Annotated in this window: 23 protein-coding genes and 1 pseudogene; 11 read left to right on the top strand and 13 right to left on the bottom strand. The window is 71.2% G+C overall.

Annotation, left to right across the window (positions count from 1 at the left end; all coding sequences use genetic code 11):
* Positions 1–279 precede the first annotated feature (279 nt).
* The 7 genes from mnmA to ACVDFE_RS12650 all read right to left on the bottom strand — a co-directional run bounded on the left by mnmA (position 280) and on the right by ACVDFE_RS12650 (position 7,370).
* Complete coding sequence (mnmA, locus tag ACVDFE_RS12680) at positions 280–1,362, bottom strand: tRNA 2-thiouridine(34) synthase MnmA (RefSeq protein WP_458430549.1); 1,083 nt, start codon at positions 1,360–1,362, stop codon at positions 280–282.
* The gene (locus ACVDFE_RS12675; RefSeq protein ID WP_360391339.1) at positions 1,359–2,531 is read right to left on the bottom strand and encodes a cysteine desulfurase family protein; all 1,173 of its coding nucleotides are present in this window, start codon (positions 2,529–2,531) and stop codon (positions 1,359–1,361) included. The genes mnmA and ACVDFE_RS12675 overlap by 4 nt, the downstream gene beginning before the upstream one ends.
* Positions 2,531–3,874 (bottom strand): MFS transporter, encoded by a 1,344-nt coding sequence (locus ACVDFE_RS12670; RefSeq protein WP_458430548.1) that lies wholly within the window; start codon positions 3,872–3,874, stop codon positions 2,531–2,533. The genes ACVDFE_RS12675 and ACVDFE_RS12670 overlap by 1 nt, the downstream gene beginning before the upstream one ends.
* Positions 3,831–4,703 carry a lysophospholipid acyltransferase family protein gene (locus ACVDFE_RS12665; RefSeq protein WP_458430547.1) on the bottom strand — a complete coding sequence of 291 codons (873 nt, stop codon included), beginning with the start codon at positions 4,701–4,703 and terminating at the stop codon, positions 3,831–3,833. The genes ACVDFE_RS12670 and ACVDFE_RS12665 overlap by 44 nt, the downstream gene beginning before the upstream one ends.
* Positions 4,700–5,473, bottom strand: coding sequence for a GNAT family N-acetyltransferase (locus ACVDFE_RS12660; protein WP_360391346.1), 774 nt, complete (start codon positions 5,471–5,473; stop codon positions 4,700–4,702). Before ACVDFE_RS12660 ends, ACVDFE_RS12665 begins: the two co-directional genes overlap by 4 nt.
* 147 nt (positions 5,474–5,620) lie before the next feature.
* Entirely contained in the window at positions 5,621–6,574 is a 954-nt protein-coding gene (locus ACVDFE_RS12655; protein WP_458430546.1) for an electron transfer flavoprotein subunit alpha/FixB family protein, read from the bottom strand.
* Positions 6,575–6,587: 13 nt separating this feature from the next.
* Complete coding sequence (locus ACVDFE_RS12650; RefSeq protein WP_360391353.1) at positions 6,588–7,370, bottom strand: electron transfer flavoprotein subunit beta/FixA family protein; 783 nt, start codon at positions 7,368–7,370, stop codon at positions 6,588–6,590.
* A gap of 211 nt (positions 7,371–7,581) precedes the next feature.
* Here ACVDFE_RS12650 and ACVDFE_RS12645 point away from each other — a divergent pair, with 211 nt between their 5' ends.
* Entirely contained in the window at positions 7,582–8,424 is an 843-nt protein-coding gene (locus tag ACVDFE_RS12645) for a DegV family protein (protein ID WP_360391356.1), read from the top strand.
* Between the two features lie 237 nt (positions 8,425–8,661).
* Here the strand turns inward: ACVDFE_RS12645 and ACVDFE_RS12640 are convergent, their stop codons facing one another.
* The 4 genes from ACVDFE_RS12640 to ACVDFE_RS12625 all read right to left on the bottom strand — a co-directional run bounded on the left by ACVDFE_RS12640 (position 8,662) and on the right by ACVDFE_RS12625 (position 11,232).
* Complete coding sequence (locus ACVDFE_RS12640) at positions 8,662–9,462, bottom strand: isocitrate lyase/PEP mutase family protein (protein ID WP_458430545.1); 801 nt, start codon at positions 9,460–9,462, stop codon at positions 8,662–8,664.
* Positions 9,463–9,558: 96 nt separating this feature from the next.
* The gene (locus ACVDFE_RS12635; RefSeq protein WP_458430544.1) at positions 9,559–9,978 is read right to left on the bottom strand and encodes a hypothetical protein; all 420 of its coding nucleotides are present in this window, start codon (positions 9,976–9,978) and stop codon (positions 9,559–9,561) included.
* Position 9,979: 1 nt separating this feature from the next.
* Positions 9,980–10,285 (bottom strand): hypothetical protein, encoded by a 306-nt coding sequence (locus ACVDFE_RS12630; protein WP_458430543.1) that lies wholly within the window; start codon positions 10,283–10,285, stop codon positions 9,980–9,982.
* Positions 10,282–11,232, bottom strand: a complete 951-nt coding sequence (locus tag ACVDFE_RS12625) for a coiled-coil domain-containing protein (protein ID WP_360391370.1) — start codon at positions 11,230–11,232, stop codon at positions 10,282–10,284. Before ACVDFE_RS12625 ends, ACVDFE_RS12630 begins: the two co-directional genes overlap by 4 nt.
* A 314-nt stretch (positions 11,233–11,546) precedes the next feature.
* Here ACVDFE_RS12625 and ACVDFE_RS12620 point away from each other — a divergent pair, with 314 nt between their 5' ends.
* From ACVDFE_RS12620 to ACVDFE_RS12600, 5 genes and pseudogenes are all read left to right on the top strand, one after another.
* Complete coding sequence (locus tag ACVDFE_RS12620; RefSeq protein WP_360391372.1) at positions 11,547–12,389, top strand: DegV family protein; 843 nt, start codon at positions 11,547–11,549, stop codon at positions 12,387–12,389.
* A 105-nt stretch (positions 12,390–12,494) separates the two neighbouring features.
* Positions 12,495–13,223, top strand: coding sequence for a class I SAM-dependent methyltransferase (locus ACVDFE_RS12615; protein WP_360391375.1), 729 nt, complete (start codon positions 12,495–12,497; stop codon positions 13,221–13,223).
* Positions 13,220–14,681, top strand: a pseudogene (locus tag ACVDFE_RS12610) (1,4-alpha-glucan branching protein domain-containing protein). Before ACVDFE_RS12615 ends, ACVDFE_RS12610 begins: the two are co-directional and overlap by 4 nt.
* A gap of 4 nt (positions 14,682–14,685) precedes the next feature.
* Positions 14,686–15,933: a glycosyltransferase family 4 protein gene (locus tag ACVDFE_RS12605; protein WP_458430542.1), complete on the top strand. Its 1,248-nt coding sequence runs from the start codon at positions 14,686–14,688 to the stop codon at positions 15,931–15,933.
* Between the two features lie 48 nt (positions 15,934–15,981).
* Complete coding sequence (locus tag ACVDFE_RS12600; protein WP_360391382.1) at positions 15,982–16,737, top strand: SGNH/GDSL hydrolase family protein; 756 nt, start codon at positions 15,982–15,984, stop codon at positions 16,735–16,737.
* Here the strand turns inward: ACVDFE_RS12600 and ACVDFE_RS12595 are convergent.
* Positions 16,706–17,461 (bottom strand): acyltransferase, encoded by a 756-nt coding sequence (locus tag ACVDFE_RS12595; RefSeq protein WP_360391385.1) that lies wholly within the window; start codon positions 17,459–17,461, stop codon positions 16,706–16,708. The two genes, ACVDFE_RS12600 and ACVDFE_RS12595, sit on opposite strands and share 32 nt — an antisense overlap.
* A gap of 169 nt (positions 17,462–17,630) precedes the next feature.
* Between ACVDFE_RS12595 and ACVDFE_RS12590 the strand changes: the two genes are divergently transcribed.
* The 5 genes from ACVDFE_RS12590 to ACVDFE_RS12570 are packed head-to-tail and all read left to right on the top strand — an operon-like array spanning position 17,631 to position 24,634.
* A complete protein-coding gene (locus ACVDFE_RS12590; protein ID WP_458430541.1) occupies positions 17,631–18,773 on the top strand; it encodes a hypothetical protein in 1,143 nt (380 codons plus the stop codon).
* Positions 18,774–18,826: 53 nt separating this feature from the next.
* Entirely contained in the window at positions 18,827–19,669 is an 843-nt protein-coding gene (locus ACVDFE_RS12585; protein WP_458430540.1) for a hypothetical protein, read from the top strand.
* Positions 19,670–19,715: 46 nt separating this feature from the next.
* Entirely contained in the window at positions 19,716–20,552 is an 837-nt protein-coding gene (locus ACVDFE_RS12580; RefSeq protein ID WP_458430539.1) for a nucleoside hydrolase, read from the top strand.
* 58 nt (positions 20,553–20,610) lie between these two features.
* Positions 20,611–23,868 (top strand): GH92 family glycosyl hydrolase, encoded by a 3,258-nt coding sequence (locus ACVDFE_RS12575; RefSeq protein ID WP_458430538.1) that lies wholly within the window; start codon positions 20,611–20,613, stop codon positions 23,866–23,868.
* 40 nt (positions 23,869–23,908) lie between these two features.
* Positions 23,909–24,634: a nucleotidyltransferase domain-containing protein gene (locus ACVDFE_RS12570; RefSeq protein WP_360391399.1), complete on the top strand. Its 726-nt coding sequence runs from the start codon at positions 23,909–23,911 to the stop codon at positions 24,632–24,634.
* Here ACVDFE_RS12570 and ACVDFE_RS12565 read toward each other — a convergent pair.
* Entirely contained in the window at positions 24,546–24,959 is a 414-nt protein-coding gene (locus tag ACVDFE_RS12565) for a DUF4267 domain-containing protein (protein ID WP_458430537.1), read from the bottom strand. The genes ACVDFE_RS12570 and ACVDFE_RS12565 overlap by 89 nt on opposite strands.
* Positions 24,960–24,965: the final 6 nt, after the last annotated feature.

Raw genomic sequence — 24,965 nt, 5'->3', positions numbered from 1 at the left:
GTGCGGCTGGGCTGAATGCGGGTGGCTGAGCGCGGGCGGGCGAACGCAACTAGGCGAGCGCAGGTGAGCTGGTCGCGGCTGGCTGAGCGCGGACGGGCTGAGCGCCAGGGACTGACGCGGCCCACCGCCAGTCCTGACCCCACGAGCCCGCACACCCCGGAACCACCGCGACCGCCGTGCCACCCCGCGTTCCTCTTCCCCCACGGGGCGAGCGAGCGAGCGTTTCCGGACACACATCACCCGACCGGGCGACACCCCAACACCGACAGCCCCAGCGAATCAGCTGGTCGCGTCGATCGTCGCACTGGCCAGCACCACGTCACCGCCGGCATCGGGCCGGTAGATCGCCACCGCCTGCCCGGGCGCCACACCCTTCAACGGCTCCCGCAGCTGCACCCGCAACACACCGCCGACCACCTCGGCCACGGCGGACGAGGTACCGCCGTGCGCGCGCACCTGGGCGACGCACTCCACGGGACCGTCCAGGTCGACGTGCGTGATCGGCGAGGAAGCCGAGATGCCCGTGACCGCCAGCTTCTCCACCGAGCCGACCCGGACGTTGCCGGAGACGGGCTCCAGGGCCAGCACGTAGCGGGGCCGGCCGTCGGGGGCGGGGCCGTCGATGCCCAGGCCCTTGCGCTGGCCGATGGTGAACTCGTGCACGCCCGCGTGCCGGCCGAGCACGGCGCCGGTCGCGTCGTCGATCAGCAGGCCGGGCTTGGTCTCCATGCGGGAGGCGAGGAACTTCTGGGTGTCGCCGTCCGGGATGAAGCAGATGTCGTGCGAGTCGGGCTTCTTCGCGACCGACAGGCCGCGCGCTGCGGCTTCGGTGCGCACGTCGTCCTTCGTCGTGTCGCCCAGGGGGAACATGGCGTGGGCGAGCTGGTCGGCGGTCAGGGAGGCCAGCACGTACGACTGGTCCTTGCCGAGGTCGGCTGCGCGGCGGAGCTCGGGGCGGCCGCCGACCACCTGCAGGCGGGCGTAGTGGCCGGTGCAGACCGCGTCGAAGCCGAGGGCGATGGCCTTGTCCAGCAACGCCTCGAACTTGATGCGCTCGTTGCAGCGCAGGCACGGGTTCGGGGTGCGGCCGGCGGCGTACTCGGCGACGAAGTCCTCGACGACGTCCTCGGTGAAGCGCTCGGCGAAGTCCCAGACGTAGAACGGGATGCCCATCAGGTCGGCGGCGCGGCGGGCGTCGTGGGCGTCCTCGACGGTGCAGCAGCCGCGGGCGCCGGTGCGGAGGGTGCCGGGCTTGGCGGACAGGGCCAGGTGCACGCCCGTCACGTCGTGTCCCGCTTCAACGGCGCGGGCCGCCGCCACCGCGGAGTCGACACCGCCGCTCATCGCCGCGAGGACCTTCACTGCTTGACCACCTTCCGGGAACGCCTCATGCCTGCCAGCCCTGCCGTGCGCGCGCGCTCGACCACGGGACCGATCACGCCCGCCAACTCCTCGACGTCGGCACGCGTCGAGGTGTGCCCGAGGGAGAACCTCAAAGATCCGCGTGCCGGCGCGGGTTCGACGCCCATCGCCAGCAGCACGTGCGACGGTTGCGCCACGCCCGCGGTGCAGGCGGAGCCGGTGGAGCACTCGACGCCGCGTGCGTCGAGCAGCATCAGCAGGCTGTCGCCCTCGCAGCCGGGGAACGTCAGGTGTGCGTTGCCGGGCAGCCGGTCGACCGGGTCGCCGTTGACGACCACGTCCGGCACCACCGCGCGCACCGAGGCGATCAGCTCCTCGCGCAACGCGACCAGTTCGGCGGCGCGCTGTTCCTGCTCCTCCACGGCGATGCGGACGGCGCGGGCGAGGCCGACGATCGACGGCACGTCCAGGGTGCCGGAGCGGACGTCGCGTTCCTGGCCGCCGCCGTGCAGCAGGGGCGTGCACTTCACGTCACGCGCGAGCAGCAGCACGCCGACGCCGTAGGGGCCGCCGACCTTGTGGCCGGTCATGGTCAGCGCGGACGCGCCGGACGCGGCGAAGTGCACCGGCACCGCGCCCACCGCCTGCACGGCGTCCGTGTGGAACGGCACACCGCGCTCGGCGCACAACGCCGCGATGTCGTGCACCGGGTTGATGGTGCCGACCTCGTTGTTCGCCCACATGGTCGTGACGAGCGCCACGTCGTCGTCCAGCGCCTCGCGCACCGACTCGGCGGACACCCGCCCTAACCGGTCGGCCGGCAGCCAGGTGACCTCGGCGCCCTGCTGCTCCAGCCACTCGACGGCGTCGAGGACCGCGTGGTGCTCCACGGCCGAGGCAAGCACGCGGCGCTTGCCCTCGCGGGCCCAGTAGACGCCCTTGACCGCGAGGTTGTCGCTTTCGGTGCCGCCGCCGGTGAACAGCACCTCGGACGGCCGGGCGCCGAGGGCGTCGGCGATGTTCTCCCGCGCCTCCTCGACCGCACGCCGCGCCCGCCGGCCGGAGGTGTGCAGCGACGAGGCGTTGCCCGTGGTGGACAACGCCTCGGTCATGGCCGCGACCGCCTCGGGGTGCATCGGGGTCGTGGCAGCGTGGTCGAGATAAGCCATCAGGGCTCCAGCGTAGCCCGCATGCGGGGCCCGGTCAGAACCGCTCCCACCACGGCCAACGCCGCCATCGACAGGTTCAGCACCACCACGCCCGCCGTGGGGGCGGTCGCCAGCACCAGCACACCGCCGAGTCCGATCATGGTCGCGGAGCCCAGCATGTCGGAGATCTGCAGGGCAGCCGAGTTGAAGCCCCGGTCCTGCTCGGGCGAGGCGGCCATCATCAGCACGCCGACGCTGGAGGTCGCCATGCCCATGCCGGCGCCCGCGACGGCCCACAGCAGGAACGTCAGCCAGGCAGGGCCCCACGAGGGTGCGACGAGCGTCACGGCCGCCATGCCGGCCGCGGTGAACAGGAACCCGGTCCGCACGAGGGTGTAGCGCTCGATCTCGGGGTGCCGCGACGCCCACATCGACGCTCCGGCCCAGCCGAGGGCGCTCACCGTGAGCGGGATGCCGGCCTCCAGCGGCGAGTAGCCGTGCACGACGGTCAGCGTGAGCGGGATGAAGCTCTCGACCGCGAAGAACGTGCCGGCGAGCAGGCCGCGGGCGAGGATCGTGACGGGGAGGCCTCGGCGGGCGATCAGCGTGCCCTTGGGCAGCAGGATGCGCACCGCGGGTGTGAGGAGCAGCAGCGCGACGGCGAGCAGCCACCACGTGCGGTGCTGCAACGCCCAGCTCAGGCTCGCCACCCCGGCACCGGCGGCCAGCGCGGCGGCGGGCAGGAACCGGCGCACCGGCGGGGTCGCGGTGTGCGGTGGCAGCTTCCTGAGCACCGGGACCAGCAGCACGCTGCCGACGAGCACGAGCGGGACGATCGCGAGGAACACGAGCCGCCAGGTCAGGTGCTCGGTGGCCCACCCGGCGACGGCGGGTCCGACGAGCGACGGCACCACCCAGGCCGCCGACAACGCGCCGAACACCGCGGGCCGGTCGCTCTCCGGGTAGGCCAAGGCGATGACGACGTAGATCGCGACGATCAGGAAGCCGGCGCCGAGGCCCTGCAGGGCCCTGCCCGCCAGCAGCACGGTCATGTTCTCCGCGACGCCCGCGACGACCAGGCCGGCGAGGAACAGGCTCACGCCGATCAGCACGGCGGGCTTGGGGCCGCGCCGGTCCGACAGGCGGCCGGAGAAGACGGTGGCCATGACGCTCGCCGCGAGGTTCGCGAGGAACGGCCACGCGTACAGCGCCTCGCCGTGCAGCTCGCGGACCATGGTGGGCATCGCCGTGCCGACGCCCATCGCCTCGAAGGCGAGGAGCGTGACCAGCAGGACGATGCCCGTCGTGGGCCAGCGGCGGTCAGGCGACCAGAGGCGAGACGGCCGGGGCGCGGTGAGTGTCACCGGTAGATCGTGCAACTTCCAGTTCGGTCGAGGTCAAGCGATTTGATTGCTCTTGTGCAAGTTTTGCGAGCTGCCTGCGGTTCTCCGCGCGGCCGGGGGCGATCTCGTCGAGCACGTGCACCTCGACGGTGAGGCCCCTCACCCGCAGCACCCGGCGGATCGAGTCGACCAGGGTGTCGCTGCCGATGAACGCGGGCTGCGTGCTCACGTGGCCGTCGACCCGGTAGCGCAGCACGATCGGCCGCACCGGCACACCGGCGTCCAGGGCGGCCTGGAACAACGCCGGCCGGTAGCGCCCGGAGGCGAGCCCGCACCACGTGGTGCCCTCGGCGTGGATGCCGACGGCGGACCCGGCGCGCAGGGTCGCCGCCAGCTCGGCGACGGTCCGCGGCAGCTCGCGCAGCCGTTCGCGGTCGAGGTAGACGGTGCCGGCCGCGGTGATGATCCGGCCGAGCACCGGCCAGCCCTTGATGTCCTTCTTGGCGACGATCCGGATGGGCTGCACCGCGTCGATCGCGAGCTCGTCCAGCCACGACACGTGGTTGCTGGCGACGAGCACACCGCGTTGCGGCACCTCCTGGAACCTGCGGGCGCCGTGGACCTCCAGGCGCACGCCGAACGCGCGCAGAATGGCGTGGAACCACAGCCGCACCACGGTTTCCCGTTGTGCGCGCGGCAGCAGCAACGCGAGGACGATCCCCACGCCGCACAGCAGTGCCGTCAGGGCCGTGACGGCACGCCAGAGCTGCCTGACCCCGCCCGCGGTCCGCGGCGCCGACCCGACGCACCCGTCGCCGCACGGCGAGGCGGGCATCCAGGCGTGGCTCACGACGTCTCCCCCAGGAAGAACCTCAGGTACCGCTGGTCCACGTGGTCCATGCCGAGCAGGATGAACAGGTCGGCCACCCCGAAGTCGGCGTCGAGCGCGGGCCGCCCGCAGATCCGGGCGCCGAGCCGCAGGTACCCCTTGAGCAGCGGCGGCAGCACGGTCCTGGCGGGCCGCTCGACCGCGTCGACGTCCCACGGCCGGTGCGGCGTCACGCGGTACTGCTCGGGCGCGTAGTGCTTGGCGTGCACGGTGTCCCACACCCCGGCCGCGAGAGCACCGCCGTCCTGCAACGGGATGCTGGCGCAGCCGACGAGCCACTTGTGGCCGCTCAGCAGCATGTAGCGCGCGATGCCGGCCCACACGAGGCTCACGACGGCGCCGTTGCGGTGGTCGGGGTGCACGCACGACCGGCCGGTCTCGACCGTGGTGTGCCGGATGTGGTCGAGGTTGGCGAGGTCGAACTCGGTGTCGGCGTAGAGCCGCCCGGCCTCCCTGGCGCGCTCCGGCGGCAGCATCCGGTAGCCGCCGACGATCTGGCCGGTGCGGTCGTCGCGCACCACCAGGTGGTCGCAGTGCCGGTCGAACTCGTCGACGTCGTGGCCGGGCACGCTCGTGGTCAGCGTCGCGCCCATCTCACCGGCGAACACCTCGTGGCGCAGTTTCTGCGCGGCGACGACCTCGGCGCCGTCCCTGGCGACGAGGAGGGAGTAGCGGGGAACGTCCTCACCCTGCCGGGCGGGGGTGCTGACAAGCAGTTCCGGCTGCGTCATGCGCACCAGGGTGATCCCGCGTTGGCGAATGACAGCAGGGCACAACGATGACCGGTCAGTGGCAGTCGGGTGAAGAGCCGGTGGTGCCCGCGCACGCGGAAGGGCCGCCCCGCGCACGGGACGGCCCTTCCGGTGAGCTGGTCGTGCTCAGCCCTTGCGCTTCTGGACCTCGCCGGTCAGCTGCGGTGCGACGGCGAACAGGTCGCCCACCACGCCGAAGTCGGCGATCTCGAAGATCGGGGCCTCGGGGTCCTTGTTGACCGCGACGATCGTCTTCGAGGTCTGCATGCCCGCGCGGTGCTGGATGGCACCGGAGATGCCCAGCGCCACGTACAGCTGCGGCGAGACCGTCTTGCCGGTCTGGCCCACCTGGAACTGGTGCGGGTAGTAGCCCGAGTCGACCGCGGCGCGCGAGGCACCGACGGCGGCACCGAGCGAGTCGGCGAGCTCCTCGACGACGGAGAACTTCTCGGCGGAGCCGACGCCGCGGCCACCGGAGACGACCACGGAGGCCTCGGTGAGCTCGGGGCGGTCGCCGCCGACCACGGCCTCGCGGGAGGTGACGCGGGCGGCCTTGGCGGTGTCCACGGACACGGAGACCGACTCGTCGAGCGCGGCGTCCGCGGCGGACTCCTCGGCGTCGACGCCGCCGGGGCGGACCGTGATGACCGGGGTGCCCTGGCTGACCTTCGCCTTGACGACGAACGCGCCACCGAAGATGGACTGCACGCCGGTGCCGTCGGCCTCGACGTCCACGACGTCGACGAGCCAGCCGGAGCCGATGCGCACGGCCAGGCGGCCCGCGACCTCCTTGCCCTCTGCGGTCGCGGAGACGAGCACCGCGGCGGCGTTCGGGGCGAGGGCGGCGAGCGCGTCGACCTTCGGCGTCACCAGGTAGTTGACGGCGTCGTCGGACTCGACGGCGTAGACCTTGGCCGCGCCGTACCTGCCGAGCGACTCGCGGACCTTGGCGGCGGTGCCGGGGGCACCGACGACGACCGCGGACGGGGTGCCGAGGCGACGGGCGGCCGTGAGCAGCTCGTAGCTGACCTTCTTGACCTCGCCGTCGACGTGGTCGACCAGGACCAGTACTTCAGACATGGTTTCCACTCCCTCAGATGAGCTTCTGGCCGACGAGGTACTCGGCGATCTTCGCGCCGCCGTCGCCGCCGTCCTCGACGCGCTGACCGGCGGTGCGCGGCGGCTTCGGGGCCGCTTCGAGCACCTGGGTCCACGCACCGGACAGGCCGACCTCGGCCGCGTCGACGCCCAGGTCCGCGATCGAGACCGTGGAGACGGGCTTCTTCTTCGCGGCCATGATGCCCTTGAAGGAGGGGTAGCGCGGCTCGTTGATCTTCTCGGTCACCGAGATCACGGCGGGCAGCGACGCCTCGAGGAACGCGACGCCCTCGTCGGTCTCGCGCTCGCCCTTGATCGTGGTGCCCTCGACGGTGACCTTGCGCAGCTGGGTGACCTGCGGCAGGCCCAGCAGCTCGGCGATGATGGCCGGGACGGCGCCCGCGCGGCCGTCGGTCGCCTCGTTGCCGGCGATGACGAGGTCCACGCCCTCGACGGTGCCGATGGCCTTGGCGAGGACCTTCGCGGTGGCCAGCGAGTCGGAGCCGTGCAGCGCCTCGTCGTTCACGTGGATGGCCTTGTCGGCACCCATCGAGAGGGCCTTGCGGATGGCGTCGGTGGCGCGGTCGGGACCCATCGCGATCACGGTCACCTCACCGCCGTGGGCCTCCTGCAGCTGCAGGGCCTCTTCGACGGCGCGCTCGTTGATCTCGTCGAGCACTGCATCCGCGGACTCGCGGTCAAGGGTGTGGTCGGCGTCGGTGAGCTTGCGCTCGGACCAGGTGTCAGGCACCTGCTTGACCAGGACAACAATGTTCATAGGTCCTCTTCGACCTCCTGCGGACGGGCGGCGACGCGCAGAGGACTTCAGAACTGCGCCGCCGGGTGTTCACGACCCTGCCATCACCCGGATGTTACCCGCCAGTAGCAGCGGTGCAAACGGGAGCAAGCACTCCGCTAGCGTGACGGTTCTCACCCGGTCGCACCACCGATTGAGACGTACCCCATTCGGGCGAGTAACCTGCGCGGACATGTACCGGCGAGTAGTAGTAGTGACCGACTCCACGGCCTGCCTCCCGGCTCACCTGACCGACCAGCTCGGCATCGAGGTCGTGCAGATCCAGGTCAGGATCGGCGACCACACCGACGACGAGGCCCGCGTCCCGGTTCCCGACCTCGTGTCGGCCATGCGCGCGAACGTGCCCGTCGAGACGATCCCGCCGGATCCGGGCGCCTTCTTCTGGACCTACGGAGACCTCGCCGCCCAGGGCGTCCAGGCCATCGTGTCGGTGCACGTCTCCGGCCGGCTCTCCGCCACCGTGGACGCCGCCCGCACCGCCGCCGCGCAGTCGCGCGTCCCCGTGCACGTCGTCGACACCCACACCTGCGGGATGAGCATCGGCTACGCGGTCCAGGCCGCCGCCAAGGTGGCCGAGGCCGGCGGGACCGTCGAGCGCGTGATCGAGACGGCCCAGCGCCGCTACGACCGGTCCACCGAGCTGATCTACGTCGACACGCTCGAATACCTGCGGCGCGGCGGCAAGATCGGTGCCGCGGCGGCGCTCGTGGGCTCCGCGCTGTCGCTCAAGCCGCTGCTGACCATGTCCGACGCCCAGATCACCCCGCTGGACCGGGTGATCGGCGCCGACCGCGCGCTGAACCGGATGCTGGACATCGCGATCAAGCGCGCGGGCACCGACCAGGTCGACATCGCGGTCGAGCACTTCGACGCGCTGGAGAGGGCGCAGCGGCTGCTGGGCAAGCTGCGGCGCGGTGTGCCCAACGTCCGCCAGTTCATGCTGACGCAGGTCAGCTCGGCCATCGGCGCCCACGTGGGCCCCGGTGCGCTGGGCATCACCGTTTCGCCGGTGTGACGTCCGGGAACTCCAGGTACCCCGTGTTGCGTTGAAATGGACGTAACGGACACCTGGAGGACCCGATGGCGTTCATGGACAAGATCACCAAGTTCCTGCACAGCCCTTCGGGGCGCCGACTGCAGGACAAGGCACGTGAGCTTCTCCCGCGACCCCCGCCGCCGCGCGCAGGCGGAGCAGCTGCTGCGCAAGTTCCGCAGTGGCGGCAAGAAGAAGTACTAGACCGGCTGACAGGTACTAGAACAGCTCGTTCAGCTCCCCGTACCCCAAGCCGTCCCTCGTGCTGTCGTACGTGCCGGCGCTCAGCAGCTCCTCCGCCGCCTTCTTCGCCACGGCGTAAGCGGCGGAGGCGAGCGCGGTGCCGACGCTGATCCTGGCCGCGCCCGCCTGTGCCAGCTCCGCCGTGGCGGGCGCGCCGGGACCCGCGAGGACGTTGAGCGGTGCCGCGATGTTCTTCGCCAGCTCCGCCACGTCGGCGAGGTCGGTCACCCCCGGCACGAAGATGCCGCTCGCGCCCGCCGCCAGGTACGCCTCCGCCCGCCGCAGGGTCTCGCCGAGCCGGTCAGCCGGGTCGCCGACACCGCGCAGGAAGACGTCGACGCGGGCGTTGAGGTAGAGCTCCGGTGCGCCCTCCCGTGCCGCGCGCAGTCGTTCGGACTGCTCCTCGACGGACCGGAGCGCGCTGCCGTACCCGTCCTCGACGTTCACACCGGACGCACCGGCGGCGGCGACCGCCGCGAGGGTCGCGCGCACCTCGTCGGCGGTCTCGCCGAACCCGGCCTCGATGTCCGCGGTCACCGGCACGGACACGGCCTTCGCGATCCTCGCGACGAGGTCCACCGCCAGGTCGCGGTCGAGCCGGTCGCCGTCGGGGGCGCCGAGGCTCCACGCGACACCGGCGCTCGTGGTGGCGACGGCCTGCGCGCCGGCGGCCTCGACGATCAGCGCCGAGGCCACGTCCCAGGCGTTGGGGAGCACCAGGGGCGGCTGCCGGTGCAGGGCGTGGAAGAGCTGCGTGCGGTCGGAGCTGGAAGTCATGATCAAGTGATAGCAGCCGGGACCGCGCGAGTCCGGCAGTTTTCCGACATCTACCGCGGGTTTCCAACATCTGCCACGAGGTCGCGGGCCGTCCGCTCAGTTGCTGCCGGCCTTGCGCCGCACCTCGTCGAACGTCCGCAGGTAGCGCTCCCGGAACTCGTCCCGCTCGGCCCACGTGGTGTGCTCGGCGGACTGGGGTCCTGGCGGGGGCGGCAACACGGCCTCGGCCGGTTCCTCGTCAACGGGTTCCGGTCCGGGTTCGGGCACCGCTTCCACCACCGGCTCCGGCTCGGGTTCCGGCTCCGCCCGCCGCAGGCCCACCACGGCGTTGCGGTGGATCGGCCGGGTGTCGTAGTCGGCGTCCGGCATCGGCTGCGGCACCCACGCGTCGACCGCCGGACCCGGCCGCGTCTCCTCGGCGTCCTCGCGGCGGCGCGTCACGACGTACATCAGCGCCGCCCCCAGGGTGAAGGACAGCAAGCACAACCCGAACACGATCTCGACGGCACCGGCCACCTCAGGCTCCTGCCTGTCCGACGAGGGTGACGGCGCCACCGGAGACGGTGCGCGGCACCGCGGGCGACGCCCACCGCACGTTCTGCTGCGCGACGGCCGCCGGGACGAGCAGCGGGGCGGGCCGCTCCATCCGCAGCGGTGGCAGGAAGGCCGGGAGCGGCACCGGCCCCGCGGGTGGCGGCGGCGGTGTGGCGGGGGACGGCGACAGCGCGGTCGTCAGCTCCTCGCCCGCGACCGAGAAGCCGGCGGCCGTGACCGCGGCGGGCACCAGCACCGCCCCCAGCACGAGCGGCACCCACTGCCTCACGAGGCGGCCACCTGCTCCGGTATCAGCGCGGGCGCGACCTGGTCGGCGGCGGCGGTCAGGGCGGCACGGGCGGCCGACAGCTGCGAGTGCACGACTCGGCGCAGCTCGCGCAGCTCGTCCACCTCCCGCGCCACCTCGGCGAGGCGGCGGTTCGACTCGCGGCAGGCCATCGTCACCACGAACCCGGCGCGGGCGCGGGCCAGCGCCTCCTGCTGCTCCAGGTGCTGCGCGGCCTCGGTGCGGCGCCGGGTCGTGGTCAGCTCGAAGAACCGCTGGGCCTTCTCGCGCTTGCGCTCGGCGTCGGCCTCCAGCGAGCTGCACGCCAGCGCGGTCTCGCGCAGCAGCCGGTCGGCGTCGGACTGGGCCTGCTCCACCGCTTCGGCGCACTCGCGCTCGACCTGGTCGGCGCGCTGCCGGTGCTGGGCCTCCAGGTCGGCGCAGCGGCGCTCCAGCTCGACCTCGCGCTCGTCCATGGCGGCGGCACGGGAGGAGCACTGGCGGCGGGTCTCGCGCAGCTCGGACTCGGCCTCGGCCCGCAGGGCGGCGGACTCGCGCTCGGCCTCGGCGACCAGCGCGGCGCACTCGGCCTCGGTGCGCAGGCGGAGGTCGGCGCACTCGCGGCCGGCCCGCAGGTGCATCTCCGCCGCCTCGTCCTCGGCGAGGCGGAGCATGCGGTGCATCCGTTCGGTGGCGCTCGCGTGCGACCCGGGGGTGGACTCCAGCCGCTCGATCCTGGCGCGCGCCTCGGCGAGGTCCTGGCGCGTCGTCTCCAGGAGCCGGCGCAGATCGGCGGCCTGCGCGAGCGCTTCGGCCCGGTCGAGGCTCGTGAAGCGGAGCTGCTCCTCGAGATTCTCGATGTGGTCGATGACCTGACGTCGGTGAAAACCTCGGTGGACAACGTCGAAACCGGCGTGCAGCGGAACTATCTCGTGCCCTTTTGCACCCATGGTCACCTGCTCACTCACACCGCGGAAGATTGTGCGAGCGTACCGAGTTGACCACGCTCCAACCAGTGTCGACAAAGGACCGTAGGGTCTCCGGCGGCGGTCGGGAACACGGTTCCTTGCAGGGCAAACACGGAGATCCTAGATCAACTCCACCAGGCCGTCAGTCACCCGATTGTGTAAGCGGGTCGCCCTTTCTGTGGTGTTCACTCCGTGCGTTCGTCGTGTACGGAAAGCGACGATGCAGGCATACGTCACACGAATTGCCATCCTTCGCCAGTGGTTCAAGCGATCACGCTTCGTTAACCTTCCTTCCCGTGTCCTCACGTGTAGCCGTCGTCACCGACTCGACCGCGTCACTCCCGGCCCGGCTGGCCGACCGGTTCAACATCATCACCGTGCCGATGCAGCTGAAGATCGGATCGGAGTTGATCGACGAGGCGTACGTGCCGACCGAGCGCCTGCTGCAGGCGTTGCAGGCGGAGATCCCGATCACGACCCAGCCGCCGGCGCCGGACGCGTTCTTCTGGGCCTACCAGGACGCGTGGGCCAAGGGCGCGGAGACGATCGTGTCGGTCCACGTGAGCCCGAAGCTCTCCCCCGCGACGGACGCGGCGAAGGCGGCAGCGGCCAAGTCGCGCGTGCCGGTGTTCATCGTGGACTCGCACTCGTCGGGCATGACCCTCGGTTTCGCGGCGCTCGCCGCGGCGCGGATCGCTCAGACCGGCGGCAACGTGCAGCACGCCCGCAGCGTCGCCGAGCAGCGCGGCCGCGACGCGCACGTGCTGATCTACGTCGACACGCTGCACTACCTGCGCAAGGCCGGCCGGGTGAGCGCGACGGCGAAGCTCTTCGGCGACGCGCTCTCGGTCAAGCCGCTGCTGACGGTCGTCAACGGCGAGGTGGAGCCGTTCGGCAAGGTCGTCGGCCGCGACCGGGCGCTGTCCAAGCTCGCCGACAAGGCCGTGGCACTGGCCCACGGCCGTGACGTGGACCTCGCGGTGGAGCACTTCGCCGCCGAGCAGGAGGGTCAGGAGCTGCTGCAGATGCTGCAGAGGCGGATCCCGCACGCCCGCGACATCGTGCTGACCCAGGTGAGCGCGGCGATCGGCGCGAATGTGGGTCCCGGCGCGCTGGCGGTCACGGTCTCGCCCTTCTGACCGCGCCGGGATGCTCGTCCAGGCACCGCGGAGGCCCGTGCAGCGGGGAGGTGACCGGGTGCTCCGCGGTACCGACTGTCACTACTGGCAAGTAACCTGGCGGGCGTGACCCTCCCCCTGACCGGCGAACGCACGGTACCCGGCATCGCGGAAGAGAATTACTGGTTCCGCAGGCACGAGGCCGCATACCTACACCTCATCGGCCACTGCGCGGACGCCGTGGTGCTGGAGGCCGGCTGCGGCGAGGGCTACGGCGCCCAGCTGATCCGCACGGTCGCGCGGCGGGTCGTCGCGCTCGACTACGACGAGCTGACCTCGCGGCACGTCGCCCGCACGTACCCGCGGCTCGACGTGCTGCGCGGCAACCTGGCGACGCTGCCGCTGCGCACCGGCTCCGTGGACGTGGTGGCGAACCTGCAGGTGATCGAGCACCTGTGGGACCAGGAGCAGTTCCTCGCGGAGTGCCGGCGCGTGCTGCGGCCCGGCGGCACGCTGATCGTGACCACGCCGAACCGGCTCACGTTCTCCCCCGGCCAGGACACGCCGCTGAACCCGTTCCACACCAGGGAGCTGGCTCCGTCCGAACTGGACGACATGTTGCGGGCGGCCGGTTTCGCCGTTGACGAACTGAGCGGGCTGCGTCACGGACCGAGGCTCGACTCGCTCCTCGGTGGACGGATCATCGACGCACAGGTCGAGGTCGCCCTGTCCGGCGCGCCCTGGCCGGCTGAGCTCAAGGAGGCCGTCGAGTCGGTGACGGTGGACGACTTCGACATCACCTCCGCGGACCTGGACACCAGCCTCGACCTGGTGGCCGTGGCGGTGCGCGCGTGACGGGCGGGCACGAGGGCACCTTCTGCCTGGTGCTGCACAGCCACCTGCCCTGGCTCGCCCACCACGGCGCGTGGCCGGTCGGCGAGGAGTGGCTCTACCAGGCCTGGGCGCACTCGTACCTGCCCGTCGTGGACATGCTGCGGCGCTTCGCCGACGAGGGCCGCCACGACGTGCTGACCCTGGGCGTCACGCCGGTGCTGGCCGCACAGCTGGACGACCCGTACTGCCTGCGCGGCGCGCACGACTGGCTCGGCAACTGGCACCTGCGCTCCCAGTACGCCGGACGGCGGCTGCCGGAGCTGTCGGCCTACGAGCACCGCGCCTCGGCCTGGGCGCTGGAGCAGTTCGAGACCCGGTGGCGGCACGGGTTCTCGCCGATCCTGCGGTCCCTTGTGGACTCCCAGACCGTCGAGCTGCTCGGCGGACCCGCCACGCACCCGTTCCAGCCGCTGCTGGACCCGCGGGTGCGGGCGTTCGCGCTGCGGACCGGCCTGGACGACACGGCACTGCGGGTCGGCCGCGCGCCGGAGGGCATCTGGGCGCCCGAGTGCGGCTACTCGCCGGGCATGGAGACCGGGTACGCGGCGGCGGGCGTGCGGCGGTTCCTGGTCGACGGGCCCGCGTTGCACGGCGACACGTCCACCGCGCACCCGGTCGGCTCGTCCGACGTGCTCGCGTTCGGCCGCGACCTGGAGGTGTCCTACCGCGTCTGGTCGCCCAAGGTCGGCTATCCGGGTGACGCGGCCTACCGGGACTTCCACACCTTCGACCACCCCACCGGCCTGAAGCCGGCGCGGGTGACCGGCAAGAACGTGGCGCCGCAGGACAAGCGGCCCTACGACCCGCTGCTCGCCCGCGAGGCGATCGAACGGCACGTCGAGGACTTCGTCGGCACGGTCGTGCGGCGGTTGCGCGCGATCGACGGCGGACTGGTCGTGGCGGCCTACGACACCGAGCTGTACGGGCACTGGTGGCACGAGGGTCCGATGTGGCTGGAGGGCGTGCTGCGCGCGTTGCCGGAGGCCGGTGTGCGCGTGACGACGCTGCGCGGCGCCGTCGAGGCCGGCCACGTGGGCGCGCCGGTCGAGCTGCCCGCCTCCTCGTGGGGCAGCGGCAAGGACTGGCGGGTCTGGGACGGCGCGCAGGTCGCCGACGTCGTGTCGCTGAACGCGGCGGTGCAGCGGGAGCTGCTGGAGCTCGACCTCTCCGGCACCACCAGGGACCCGGTGCTGGACCAGGCGGTGCGCGAGGCGTTGCTGGCGTTGTCGAGCGACTGGGCGTTCATGGTCACGAAGGACTCGGCCGCCGACTACGCGCGGTACCGCGCGAAGATTCACAGCGACCGGTTCAGCGAGCTCGCCGCGCTGGCCAGAAGTGGCCGGGGCCGGGCGAGGGCGGCGGAGCTTCCGCGCGGCGGACGGCCCGTTCGGGCAGCTGGACGCGCGAGGAATGAGGTAACGGCATGCGCGTGCTGATGTTGTCGTGGGAGTACCCGCCGGTGGTCGTCGGCGGGCTGGGCAGGCACGTCCACGCGCTCGCGACACAGCTGGCCGCGCAGGGGCACGAGGTCGTCGTGCTGTGCCGGCAACCGTCCGGCACCGACGCGGTCACGCACCCCACCGCGGACGTGGAGAGCGAGGGCGTGCGGCTCGTCCGGGTCGCCGAGGACCCCGCGCACCTGGTGTTCGAGAAGGACCTCGTGGCGTGGACGCTCGCGATGGGCCACGCGATGGTCCGCGCCGGGCTGGCGCTGGCACCGTGGCGACCGGACGTGGTGCACGCGCACGACTGGCTGGTCTCGCACCCGGCCATCGCGCTCGCGGAGGCCCACGGCGTACCGCTGGTGGCCACGGTGCACGCGACCGAGGCGGGCCGGCACTCCGGCTGGCTCTCGCACCCGCTGAACCAGCAGGTGCACTCGGTGGAGTGGTGGCTCGCGAACCGGGCCGACGCGCTGATCACGTGCTCGTCGGCGATGCGCCGGGAGGTGGCGCACCTGTTCGAAGTGGACACCGCGGACGTCTCCGTGCTGCACAACGGCATCGAGCCCGGCGGCTGGCGGGTGCGCCCGGCGGACGTCGGTGCGGCCCGGCGGCGGCACGCCCCGCACGGCGACCCGCTGCTGCTGTTCTTCGGCCGGATCGAGTGGGAGAAGGGCGTCCAGGACCTGATCGCCGCGCTGCCGCGGATCCGCAGGGCGTTCCGGGGCACGCGGGTCGTGGTGGCCGGTGGTGGTTCGCAGACGGAGTGGCTGCGGGAGCAGGCGCGCAAGCACCGGGTGCTGCGGGCGGTGGAGTTCGTGGGGCACCTGTCCGACCGGTCGCTCGCCGCGCTGCTCACCGCCGCGAACGCGGTCGTGCTGCCGTCGCGGTACGAGCCGTTCGGCATCGTGGCCCTGGAGGCGGCCGCCGCCGGGACACCGCTGGTGGCCTCGACGGCGGGCGGCCTGGGCGAGGTCGTGCTGGACGGGGTGACCGGGCTGTCGTTCGCGCCCGGTGACGTGGACGGGCTGGCCCGTGCGGTGCGCGCCGTGCTGTCGGACCCAGCGGCCGCTGCCACCCGTGCGCGCGCCGCCAAGGCACGGCTCGCAACGGACTTCAACTGGGCCACGATCGCGGCGGGCACGGCGGAGGTCTACGCGTCGGCCGTCGTGCGCGAGCCGCGGGTGCTGGGCCGTCCCAAGATCGCGACGGGAAATCTGTTCACCTAGCTCCAGTACAGTCCGCGGCCACGTGAACGAGAGGTGACCGGGGACTGAATGAGATACCAACGCTTCGTGGCACTCGGGGACAGCTGCACCGAGGGCCTGGACGACCTGCTGCCCGACGGCGCGTACCGCGGCTGGGCTGACCGGGTGGCGTCCGTGCTGGACGCGCCCGGTTTCCGCTACGCCAACCTCGGCGTGCGCGGACGCCGGCTCGACCAGATGCTCGCCGAACAGGTGCCGCTCGCCGCCGAGCTGTCACCGGACCTGCTCGTGCTCTTCGGCGGCGGCAACGACGTGATGTCCGGCGCGACCTGCGCCCAGATCGCCGACCGGGTCGACGCGGTGGTGTCCGCCGTGTCGTCGCTGGCGCCGACCGTCGCCGTGTTCACGTTGAGCGACATCTCGCACCGGATGCCGTTCGGCCGGCGCATGCGCCCGCGCATCGAGGCCCTGAACGCCGCGGTGCGCGCGGCGGCGGCCCGGTACGGCGTGCTGCTGGTGGACGTGTGGGCCGACGAGTGCGTCAACGACTCGCGCTACTTCGGCCCCGACCGCCTGCACCTGTCGTCGCTGGGCCACCGGCGGCTGGCCGGGCACCTGCTGTCCGCGCTGGACGTGCCGTTCGACCCGGCCTGGACGGCACCGCTGCCCGGCGCCGCGGCCGGCGCGTCGCTGTGGGACCACTGGCGGTGGCTGCGCGACCAGGTCCTCCCGGTCGCCTACTCGCGCTCGCGCAACAGGCTGATCGGCCGCCAGCCCGGCGACGGCTTCACGCCTAAGCGTCCGCAGCTTCTTCCGCTCGCCTAGCCAGCGCCTCCTGGGCCTTGCGCGCCATGTCGGCGACGTCCGCCCGGCGCTGCGCGTCCGCCTCGTAGTCGGCGCGCCGGTCCCGCACCACGCGGGCGGGCGCGCCGACCGCGATCTTGAAGTCCGGCACGTCCCCGCGCACCACCGCGTGCGCACCGAGCACGCACCCACGCCCGACCCGCGTGCCGCGCAGCACCGTGACCTTGGCGCCGAGCCAGCAGTCCGGCCCGATCCGCACCGGCGACTTCACGATGCCCTGGTCCTTGATCGGCAAGGTGATGTCCTCGGTCTTGTGGTCGAAGTCGCAGATGTACACCCAGTCCGCGACCAGGCTGGACGCCCCGATCTCGACGTCGAGGTAGCAGTTGACCGTGTTGTCCTTGCCGAACACGACCTTGTCGCCGATCCGCAACGACCCCTCGTGGCACCGGATGGCGTTGCCGTCCCCGATGTGCACCCACCGCCCGATCTCCAGCCGCCCGTACCCCGGCCGCGCCATCACGTCGACGCGCTTGCCGAAGAACACCATGCCCCGCAGCACCACGTGCGGGTTGAGCAGCCGGAACCTGAGCAGCCGCCAGTACCGCACCAGGTACCAGGGCGTGTAGGCGCGGTGGCGCAGGACCCAGCGCAACGACGCCATCGTGAGGAAGCGCGCCTGCTGCGGATCCCGGCGCGACCTGGCCCACCTGGTCCACACGGGTGCGCCCCACATCGAAGTCATGCACGGCACTGTAACTTCAGCCGGCAATTGCCTGATCAGCAGTGTTTCGCGGGTGAGACAACCATCCGACTGCCGCAAGCTTGCCCAAAAACCATACTTTTGCCGCAGAGACAAGTTACGATTCAAGGCAAGTTTTACTAGAGTCAGGCACCCTCGGAGAGGAGAACGGGTGGATGAGCCGGACGCCACACCTGACACTGTGCTTGAGCAGGCACTCCGTGCCCTGCGGGAACTCCTGGGGACCGGATGGGAGGTGACCGCGCTTCCGGAGCCCGACAGCTCCTGGACGGACGGCGCGGTGATCAACAGCCGGGTTCAGATAACTCCGCCCGACCAACAGCGGTTCGCCGAGCTGCTGGTGATCGCACGGACGGCTCTCACCCCCCGTCACGTCGAGACACAGCTCAGGCAGATCAACGACGTCCTGCACCACACGGGAGGCCATCAGACACTGCTGGTCACATCACCGTGGATCAGTGCTCGCACCCAGCAAGCATTGCGTGAGCAGGGGATCTCGTACCTGGACCTGACGGGCAACGCGTCCATGGCGATCAGCAATCCGTCGGTTCGCATCGAGACTCACGGCGCACAAAGGGCTCCCAGGTCGTTGACCGCCGAAGAGCCTCCGCACTCGAGGACCGTCACGCTCGCCGGCGCCCGAGCCGGGCGCGTCGTTCGGTTCCTCGTCGATCGGTGTCCCCCGTACCGGGCAGGTCAGATCGCCGATGCCACAGAGGTGAGCCTGCCGTGGGTGTCGCGACTGCTCGGCCAGTTGGAGGACCAGCTGCTCATCCGCAGAAGCGGGCGGATGATCACGGAGGTCAGATGGCCCGAACTCCTGCGTGCACGAGCAGAGACCTACGACTTGCTCCGACACAACTCGTACGTGAGCACCGTCGCGATCAACGGCCAAAGCGCTGTTCTCGCCCAGCTGGCAGAAGCGCTGCAGTCCGACACCGATGTGGGCGACATTGCGGTCACCGGCTCCTTCGCTGCGCACAAGATCGCGCCGTACACCGTGGGCGGGCAGTTGATGCTTCACGTCGAGGCTGGGCCGCACACCCCGGATCACTGGGCGGACAGACTCGGCCTGCTGCGGGCGGACGGCGGTGACGTCCTGCTTCTTCGCGCCCACGACCGGGTGGTCTTCGAAGGCACCAGGAACGTCCAGGGAGTCCCTTACGTGGCACTGAGCCAGCTCGCCCTCGACAGCTTGGCCGGTCCAGGCCGGATGCCCGCCGAGGGGGAGAAGGTGCTGGAACACATGATCGAACACGAGCAGGAGTGGCGGCTGCCACCCGGTCATGGTTGATCACGCACCGCCGAGATGACCTGACCACAAGTGCAGCAGAAAGTCCGAACCACGTGTCCAAGGTGCCCGAGGGCGTTCACCGATCTGACCTGAACGTCGTCGCTCGCAACGTTCTTCTCGACGGCTTGGAAGCGCTGGAGGATCACCGCGCCTCGATCACCGTTGTCGGTGCTCAAGCGGTGTACCTCCGCACTCAGCACGCCCAGCTCTCCACGCCGGCGTTCACCTCGGACGGAGATCTGGGACTCGATCCGCGAACCCTCGACGACGAACCGCTCATCCAGGAGCGGTTGAGGGCGGCGGGTTTCGAACTGCTGGTCCCCAACCAGCCCGGCTTGTGGGGGCGCCGAGAATCTGTTGGGGGTGTTGTCGTTCCCGTGGAGCTGGATCTGCTCGTCGGCGAGAAGCTGGCTGGGTCCGGAACTCGCAGTGCGAACATCCGGCCGCACGACAAAATGACAGCACGCAGAGTTCCGGGGCTTGAGGCTGCGAGCGTCGACCGCTCGCCGATGACGATCACTGCGCTCGACGGCAGCGGACGCTCGGCGGAGGTGAACGTCGCGGGTCCAGCAGCGCTGCTCGTCGCCAAGGCGCACAAGATCCACGACCGGTTGGGATGCCCGGACAGGCTGACCAACAAGGATGCCGGTGACGTGTACCGCCTGATGGTGGGAGCACCTCAACGAGAGGTCATCTCGTCGTTCCGAACCCTGGTGAACAGCCCATTGGTCGACGACGTGACGATGAGCGGACTCAAGTACCTCCGCGAGCAGTTCGGCGGACCTGCCGCTCCAGGGGTGCTGCTCGCGGTCGATGCGCTGGCCGGTGACATTCCTGCCGAGCGAATCCGGCTCGTTGCTCCCGCATACGTCGCCGCGCTGGAGGATCTGGGCTGAGCCGGACGTGGCCGCGGTGAGTCCGGGTCTGAGGCAGGCTGGGGGCATGGCGATTCCTCTCATCATCGACACCGACCCCGGCGTGGACGACGCGTTCGCGATCGCGCTCGCCGCTCGCAGTCCCGAGGTCGAGCTGGTCGCCCTCACCACCGTGTTCGGCAACGTGCCGCTGGAGCACACCACGCGCAACGCCCAGCGGTTGCTGGCGCACCTGGGGCGGACGGACGTGCCCGTGGTCAGGGGTGCGGAGGGGCCGGGCGGGGCCGCGGACGTGCACGGCGCGGACGGGCTCGGCGGGCGGGCGCACACCTTGCCGGAGAACGACAGGGCGCTGCACGAGGGTGACGTCGTCGAGTTCTTCCGCGAGCACGTCACGGCCGAGACCGTGGTGGCGGCGATCGGGCCGCAGACCAACATCGCCAGGGCTGTTGAGGCCGGGGTGGAGTTCCCGCGGCTGGTCGTCATGGGTGGCGGGCTGGGGCTGGGCAACACCACGGAACGGGCCGAGTTCAACTTCTGGGCCGACCCGGCGGCGGCGCGCACGGTGGTCCGCAGGGGCAACCCGGTCGTGGTGCCGCTCAACCTCACCCAGCGGTGCATCGCGGACCCGGCGTTCCTCGACGCGGTCGACCCGGTGCTCAGCGGGCTGACCGAGACCTACCGCGCCTACCTCGCCGGGCGGTCGGACTACGAGGGCATCCTCGTGCACGACGCCGTCGCGGTCGCCGAGGCGATCATCCCCGGCACGCTCACCCTCAAGACGCACCTGCTCGACGTCGACGACGAAGGCGCGCTGATCGGCGGAAAGCACCAGGTGGCGGTCGCGGAGGACACCGACTGGCCCGCGCTGAGGACGTTCATGGAGCAGCGGTTGTCCGTTTGACGACAGGTTCGTGTCGCTCTCTGGGGTTGAGCGGGCACGGAAAGTAGGGTCCGCGACCATGCAGCGAAGAGTCCTCACGGCAGCTGCGGTGGCGGTGGCCATGACGTTCGGAGTGGTCCCTGCCTCCGCTCAGCCCCAGGTTCAGGTGGTGCCGGACCCGGCAGCACACGTCAACCCGTTCATCGGCACGACCAACCTCGGGAACACCTTCCCCGGCGCGGTCGTGCCGTTCGGCATGTTCTCGTTCAGCCCGGAGGCCTCCCGCGGCAACACCCTGCGCGCCGCGGCCCCCGGCGGGTACCGGTACGACGCCACGAAGATCCGCGGGTTCAGCCTCACCCACATGTCCGGCACGGGCTGCGCGGGCGGCAGCGGGGACGTCCCGATCTTCCCGCACGTCGGCACCGTCACGACATCGCCGACGACCGACGCCACGGACGCGGTCTACGCCAGCGAGTTCGCGCACGCCGACGAGGTGGCCAAGCCCGGCCGCTACGACGTGACGCTCAAGTCCGGCGCGAAGGCCGAGCTGTCCGCCACCGAACGCACCGGTGCCGCGCGGTTCACCTTCCCCGCCGGCAAGCCGGCCACGGTGCTGGTCAACACCTCCAAGTCGCAGGTCGGCTCCTCCGACGCGCAGACCGCGGTGGACCAAGAGAAGCGCACGATCACCGGCAGCGTCACGTCCGGCAACTTCTGCGGCTACATCAACCAGGCCGGCCGCCGCAGCTACTACACGCTGCACTTCGTGGCGGAGTTCGACCAGCCGTTCAAGGAGGTCGGCACGTACCAGGACAACGTTGTCACGCCCGGGAGCACCACCTCGAAGGGCGGCACGACGTACGGCACGAACGGCTGGCCGGTGCTGGGCAAGGGGTCCGGCGCGTACCTCGGCTTCGAGCCGGGCGCGCAGGTGAACGTCAAGGTCGGCATCTCCTACGTCAGCCTCGACAACGCCAGGGCGAACCTGCGGGCCGAGAACAAGGGCCAGTCCATCGAGGACATGCGGGACAACGCCTACATCGCGTGGCAGCAGCAGCTCAAGCGCATCGAGGTCGGCGGCGGCTCCGATGACGACCGCACGAAGTTCTACACCGCGCTCTACCACTCGTTGTTGCACCCCAACCTCTTCAGCGACGTCAACGGCGAGTACGCCGGCTTCGACGACAAGGTGCACAAGGTCAACCGGCAGCGGCAGAAGGCCCAGTACGGCACGTTCTCCGGCTGGGACGTCTACCGCTCGCAGCTGCAGCTGCTGACCCTGCTGGAACCGCAGATCGGCTCGGACATCGCGCAGTCGCTGCTGAACCAGGCCGAGCAGAACGGTGGCGTCTGGGACCGCTGGACGCACGCCAGCGGTGGGACGCACGTGATGAACGGCGACCCCGCGCCGATCGCGCTCGCCGCGATCTCCGCGTTCGGCGGCCGGGGCTACGACCTGCGGGCCTCGCTCAAGTCGCTGGTCAAGGCGGCCACCGTGCCGACGCCGCTCGACCTGAGCAAGGACGGCTGGGCCGTGATGTCGGTCGGTCAGCGGCCGTCGCTCGACAAGTACCTGGAGCACGGGTACATGCCGTCGGTGTCGAACGCCTGGGGCGGTGCGGCGGAGACCCTGGAGATCTCCGCGGCCGACTTCGCGATCAGCCAGCTCGCCGAGCGCACGGGTGACCGCAGGACCGCGAAGACGTTCGCCGAGCGGTCCCAGTGGTGGCAGCACAACTTCGACCCGGTCGCGCACAGCACCGGCGGCTACGTCCGCAACCGCAACGCCGACGGCACGTGGGTCAAGGACTTCACGCCCGACACCGGCAACGGGTTCGTCGAGGGCAGCAGCGCCCAGTACACCTGGATGGTCACGCACAACGTGGCCGGGCTCGTGGAGTCGCTGGGCGGCAAGGACCGCGCGAACAAGCGGCTCGACGACTTCTTCCACAACGCCGACGGCAGCTGGGCGCTCACCGGCAAGGGCGGCGCGAAGTCCGAGCTGGACAACGAGCCGTCGGTGAACGTGCCGTGGCTCTACAACTACACCGGTCAGCCCGCGAAGACGCAGGAGACGTTGCGGGAGACCGTGAACACGCTGTGGAAGAACACCCCCGGCGGCATTCCCGGCAACGACGACCTCGGCGCCATGTCGTCGTGGTTCGTGTTCACCGCCATGGGCGTGTACCCGCAGGTGCCCTCGCGCGCCGAGCTGGTGCTGAGCAGCCCGCTGTTCACGTCGGTGAAGATCAACCGCGGTGGCGGCAGGGACATCACCATCACCGCACCCGGCGCGAGCACCGCGAACAAGTACGTGCAGTCGGTGAAGGTCAACGGCCGCACGGCGACCAAGACCTGGCTGCCGGAGTCGTTCGTCGAACGCGGCGGCAAGCTCGACTTCGTGCTCGGCGCCAAGCCGTCGTCCTGGGGCACCGGCGCGGCCGACGCGCCGCCGTCGTTCCGCGACGGCGAAGAGCCGATCAAGCACGACCAGCCCTACTACCTGAGCGTCGAACCGCAGCAGGTCGTCGTCACGCCGGGCGGAACCGTCACGGCGAAGGTCAACGCGGTCAAGCTCTACGACGGCGACCCGAAGGCGACCTACGCGATCACCGGCCCCGAGTCGCTGACGTTCACCCCGGCCACCGGCGCGGTGCCGTCGTCGTTCCAGGTGAGCGCCGCGGCCGGTACGGCGGAGGGCTTCTACGACTTCACCGTCACGGTGACCGTGGAGGGCGCCGCCAAGCCGGTCGTGCTGCCGATGACGGCGAAGGTCGCGCAGGAGGGCAGCATGCTCGCCGCGGTGAACAACGTCGGTGCCTCCGACGACGCCACCGGCGACGGCGACTTCGACGGCGGCGGCTACAGCTACTCGCGGCAGGCGCTGGCCACGGCGGGGCTCGTGCCCGGCCAGACCGGCACGGTCGACGGGCTCACGTTCACCTGGCCCGGCTCCCCCGCCGGCCGCCCGGACAACGTGACCGCGAACGAGCAGAAGCTCACGCTGTCCGGCACGAGGCTCGCGTTCCTCGGCTCGGCCGCCAACGGCGCCCGCACCCGCACCGCAACGGTGACGTTCACCGACGGCACCACGGCACCGGTCGAGATCGGGTTCAGCGACTGGACGCTGGGCGGCGGCGGGGCCACCCCGAGCTACGGCAACGTGGTCGTCGCCGCCACCCCGTACCGCAACCAGCTCGGCGGCGGCAACGAGAAGGTCGCCACGCACATCTTCGCGACGAAGACGTACACGGCCCCGGAAGGCAAGGTGCTGCAGGGCATCGTGCTGCCCGAGGACGGGGACCTGCACGTCTTCGCCGTGGCCACGGGGTGATCTGAGCCGGGGCTCAAGTCACCACCAATAGTGTTGGTCCGTGTTCACAGTTTCCGAACGTGACCGGTTGCGCGACGACCTCGTCAGCGCCGCCGACTCCGACCCGCGGGTGGTCGGGGCGGCGCTGACGGGGTCGTCCGCGCTGGGACGGGAAGACCGCTGGTCCGACCTCGACTTCGCCGTGTCCGTCGACCGCGACATGGACGCCGTGGTGGAGGACTGGACCGACCTGCTCTACGCGTGCGGCGCGGTCAGCCACCTCGACGTGCAGCACGGCGCCACCCTCTTCCGGGTCTTCCTGATGGCCACGACCCTGCAGGTGGACCTCGCGTTCTGGCCCTCGGCGGAGTTCGGTGCGTCCGGGCCCGCCTTCCGGTTGCTGTTCGGCGAGGTCAACGACATCCCGAAGGTGCGGCCACCCGACCGCGGCCAGCTCATCGGCCTGGCGTGGCTGCACGCGCTGCACGTTCGCGCGAGCCTCGCGCGGGGCCGGGTGTGGCAGGCGCTGCACCTCGTCAACACCATGCGCGACAACGTGATGTCGTTGCGGTGCCTGCGCCGGGGCCTTCCCGCCGTGCAGGGCCGCGGCCTCGACGACCTGTCCGACGCCGGCGAGTTCGGCGCCACCCTCGCGCGATCCACCGAGCCGGAGGAGCTGCTGCGGGCGTTCCGCGTGCTCAGCGGGCTGCTGATGCTGGAGATCGAGGACCCGCAGCTGGTGCGGACGGTGCGTGAGCTGACTCGCGCAGCAGCAGTGCGGCCGTGATCAGCACGAGCACGGCCGCCGAGCCGTGCACCGCGGCCGCGTAGGCGGCACTGCCTCCCGACGTGACCACCGAGAAGAAGTCGCCGATCGGGATGACCGCGTCCGCGAGCACCACCCAGCCGAGCGCCCGCCGCTGCCGCAGCACCAGCAGGATCAGCGCCGTCAACGCGTACGCCAGGTCGCGCACGCCCTTCACGACGTAGTAGCCGCTCGGGTCGGCGATGCCGAACCCCGCGGCGGCGCCGTGCCCGTTGAACAGGAAGTTCAGCCCGAACACGAAACCCGCCGCGACGACGAGCCACGCCATGGTCGTGGTCAACCGCATGACACC

It is taken from the genome of Lentzea chajnantorensis, assembly GCF_054300775.1.
This window is presented reverse-complemented; position numbering and strand designations above follow the sequence as displayed.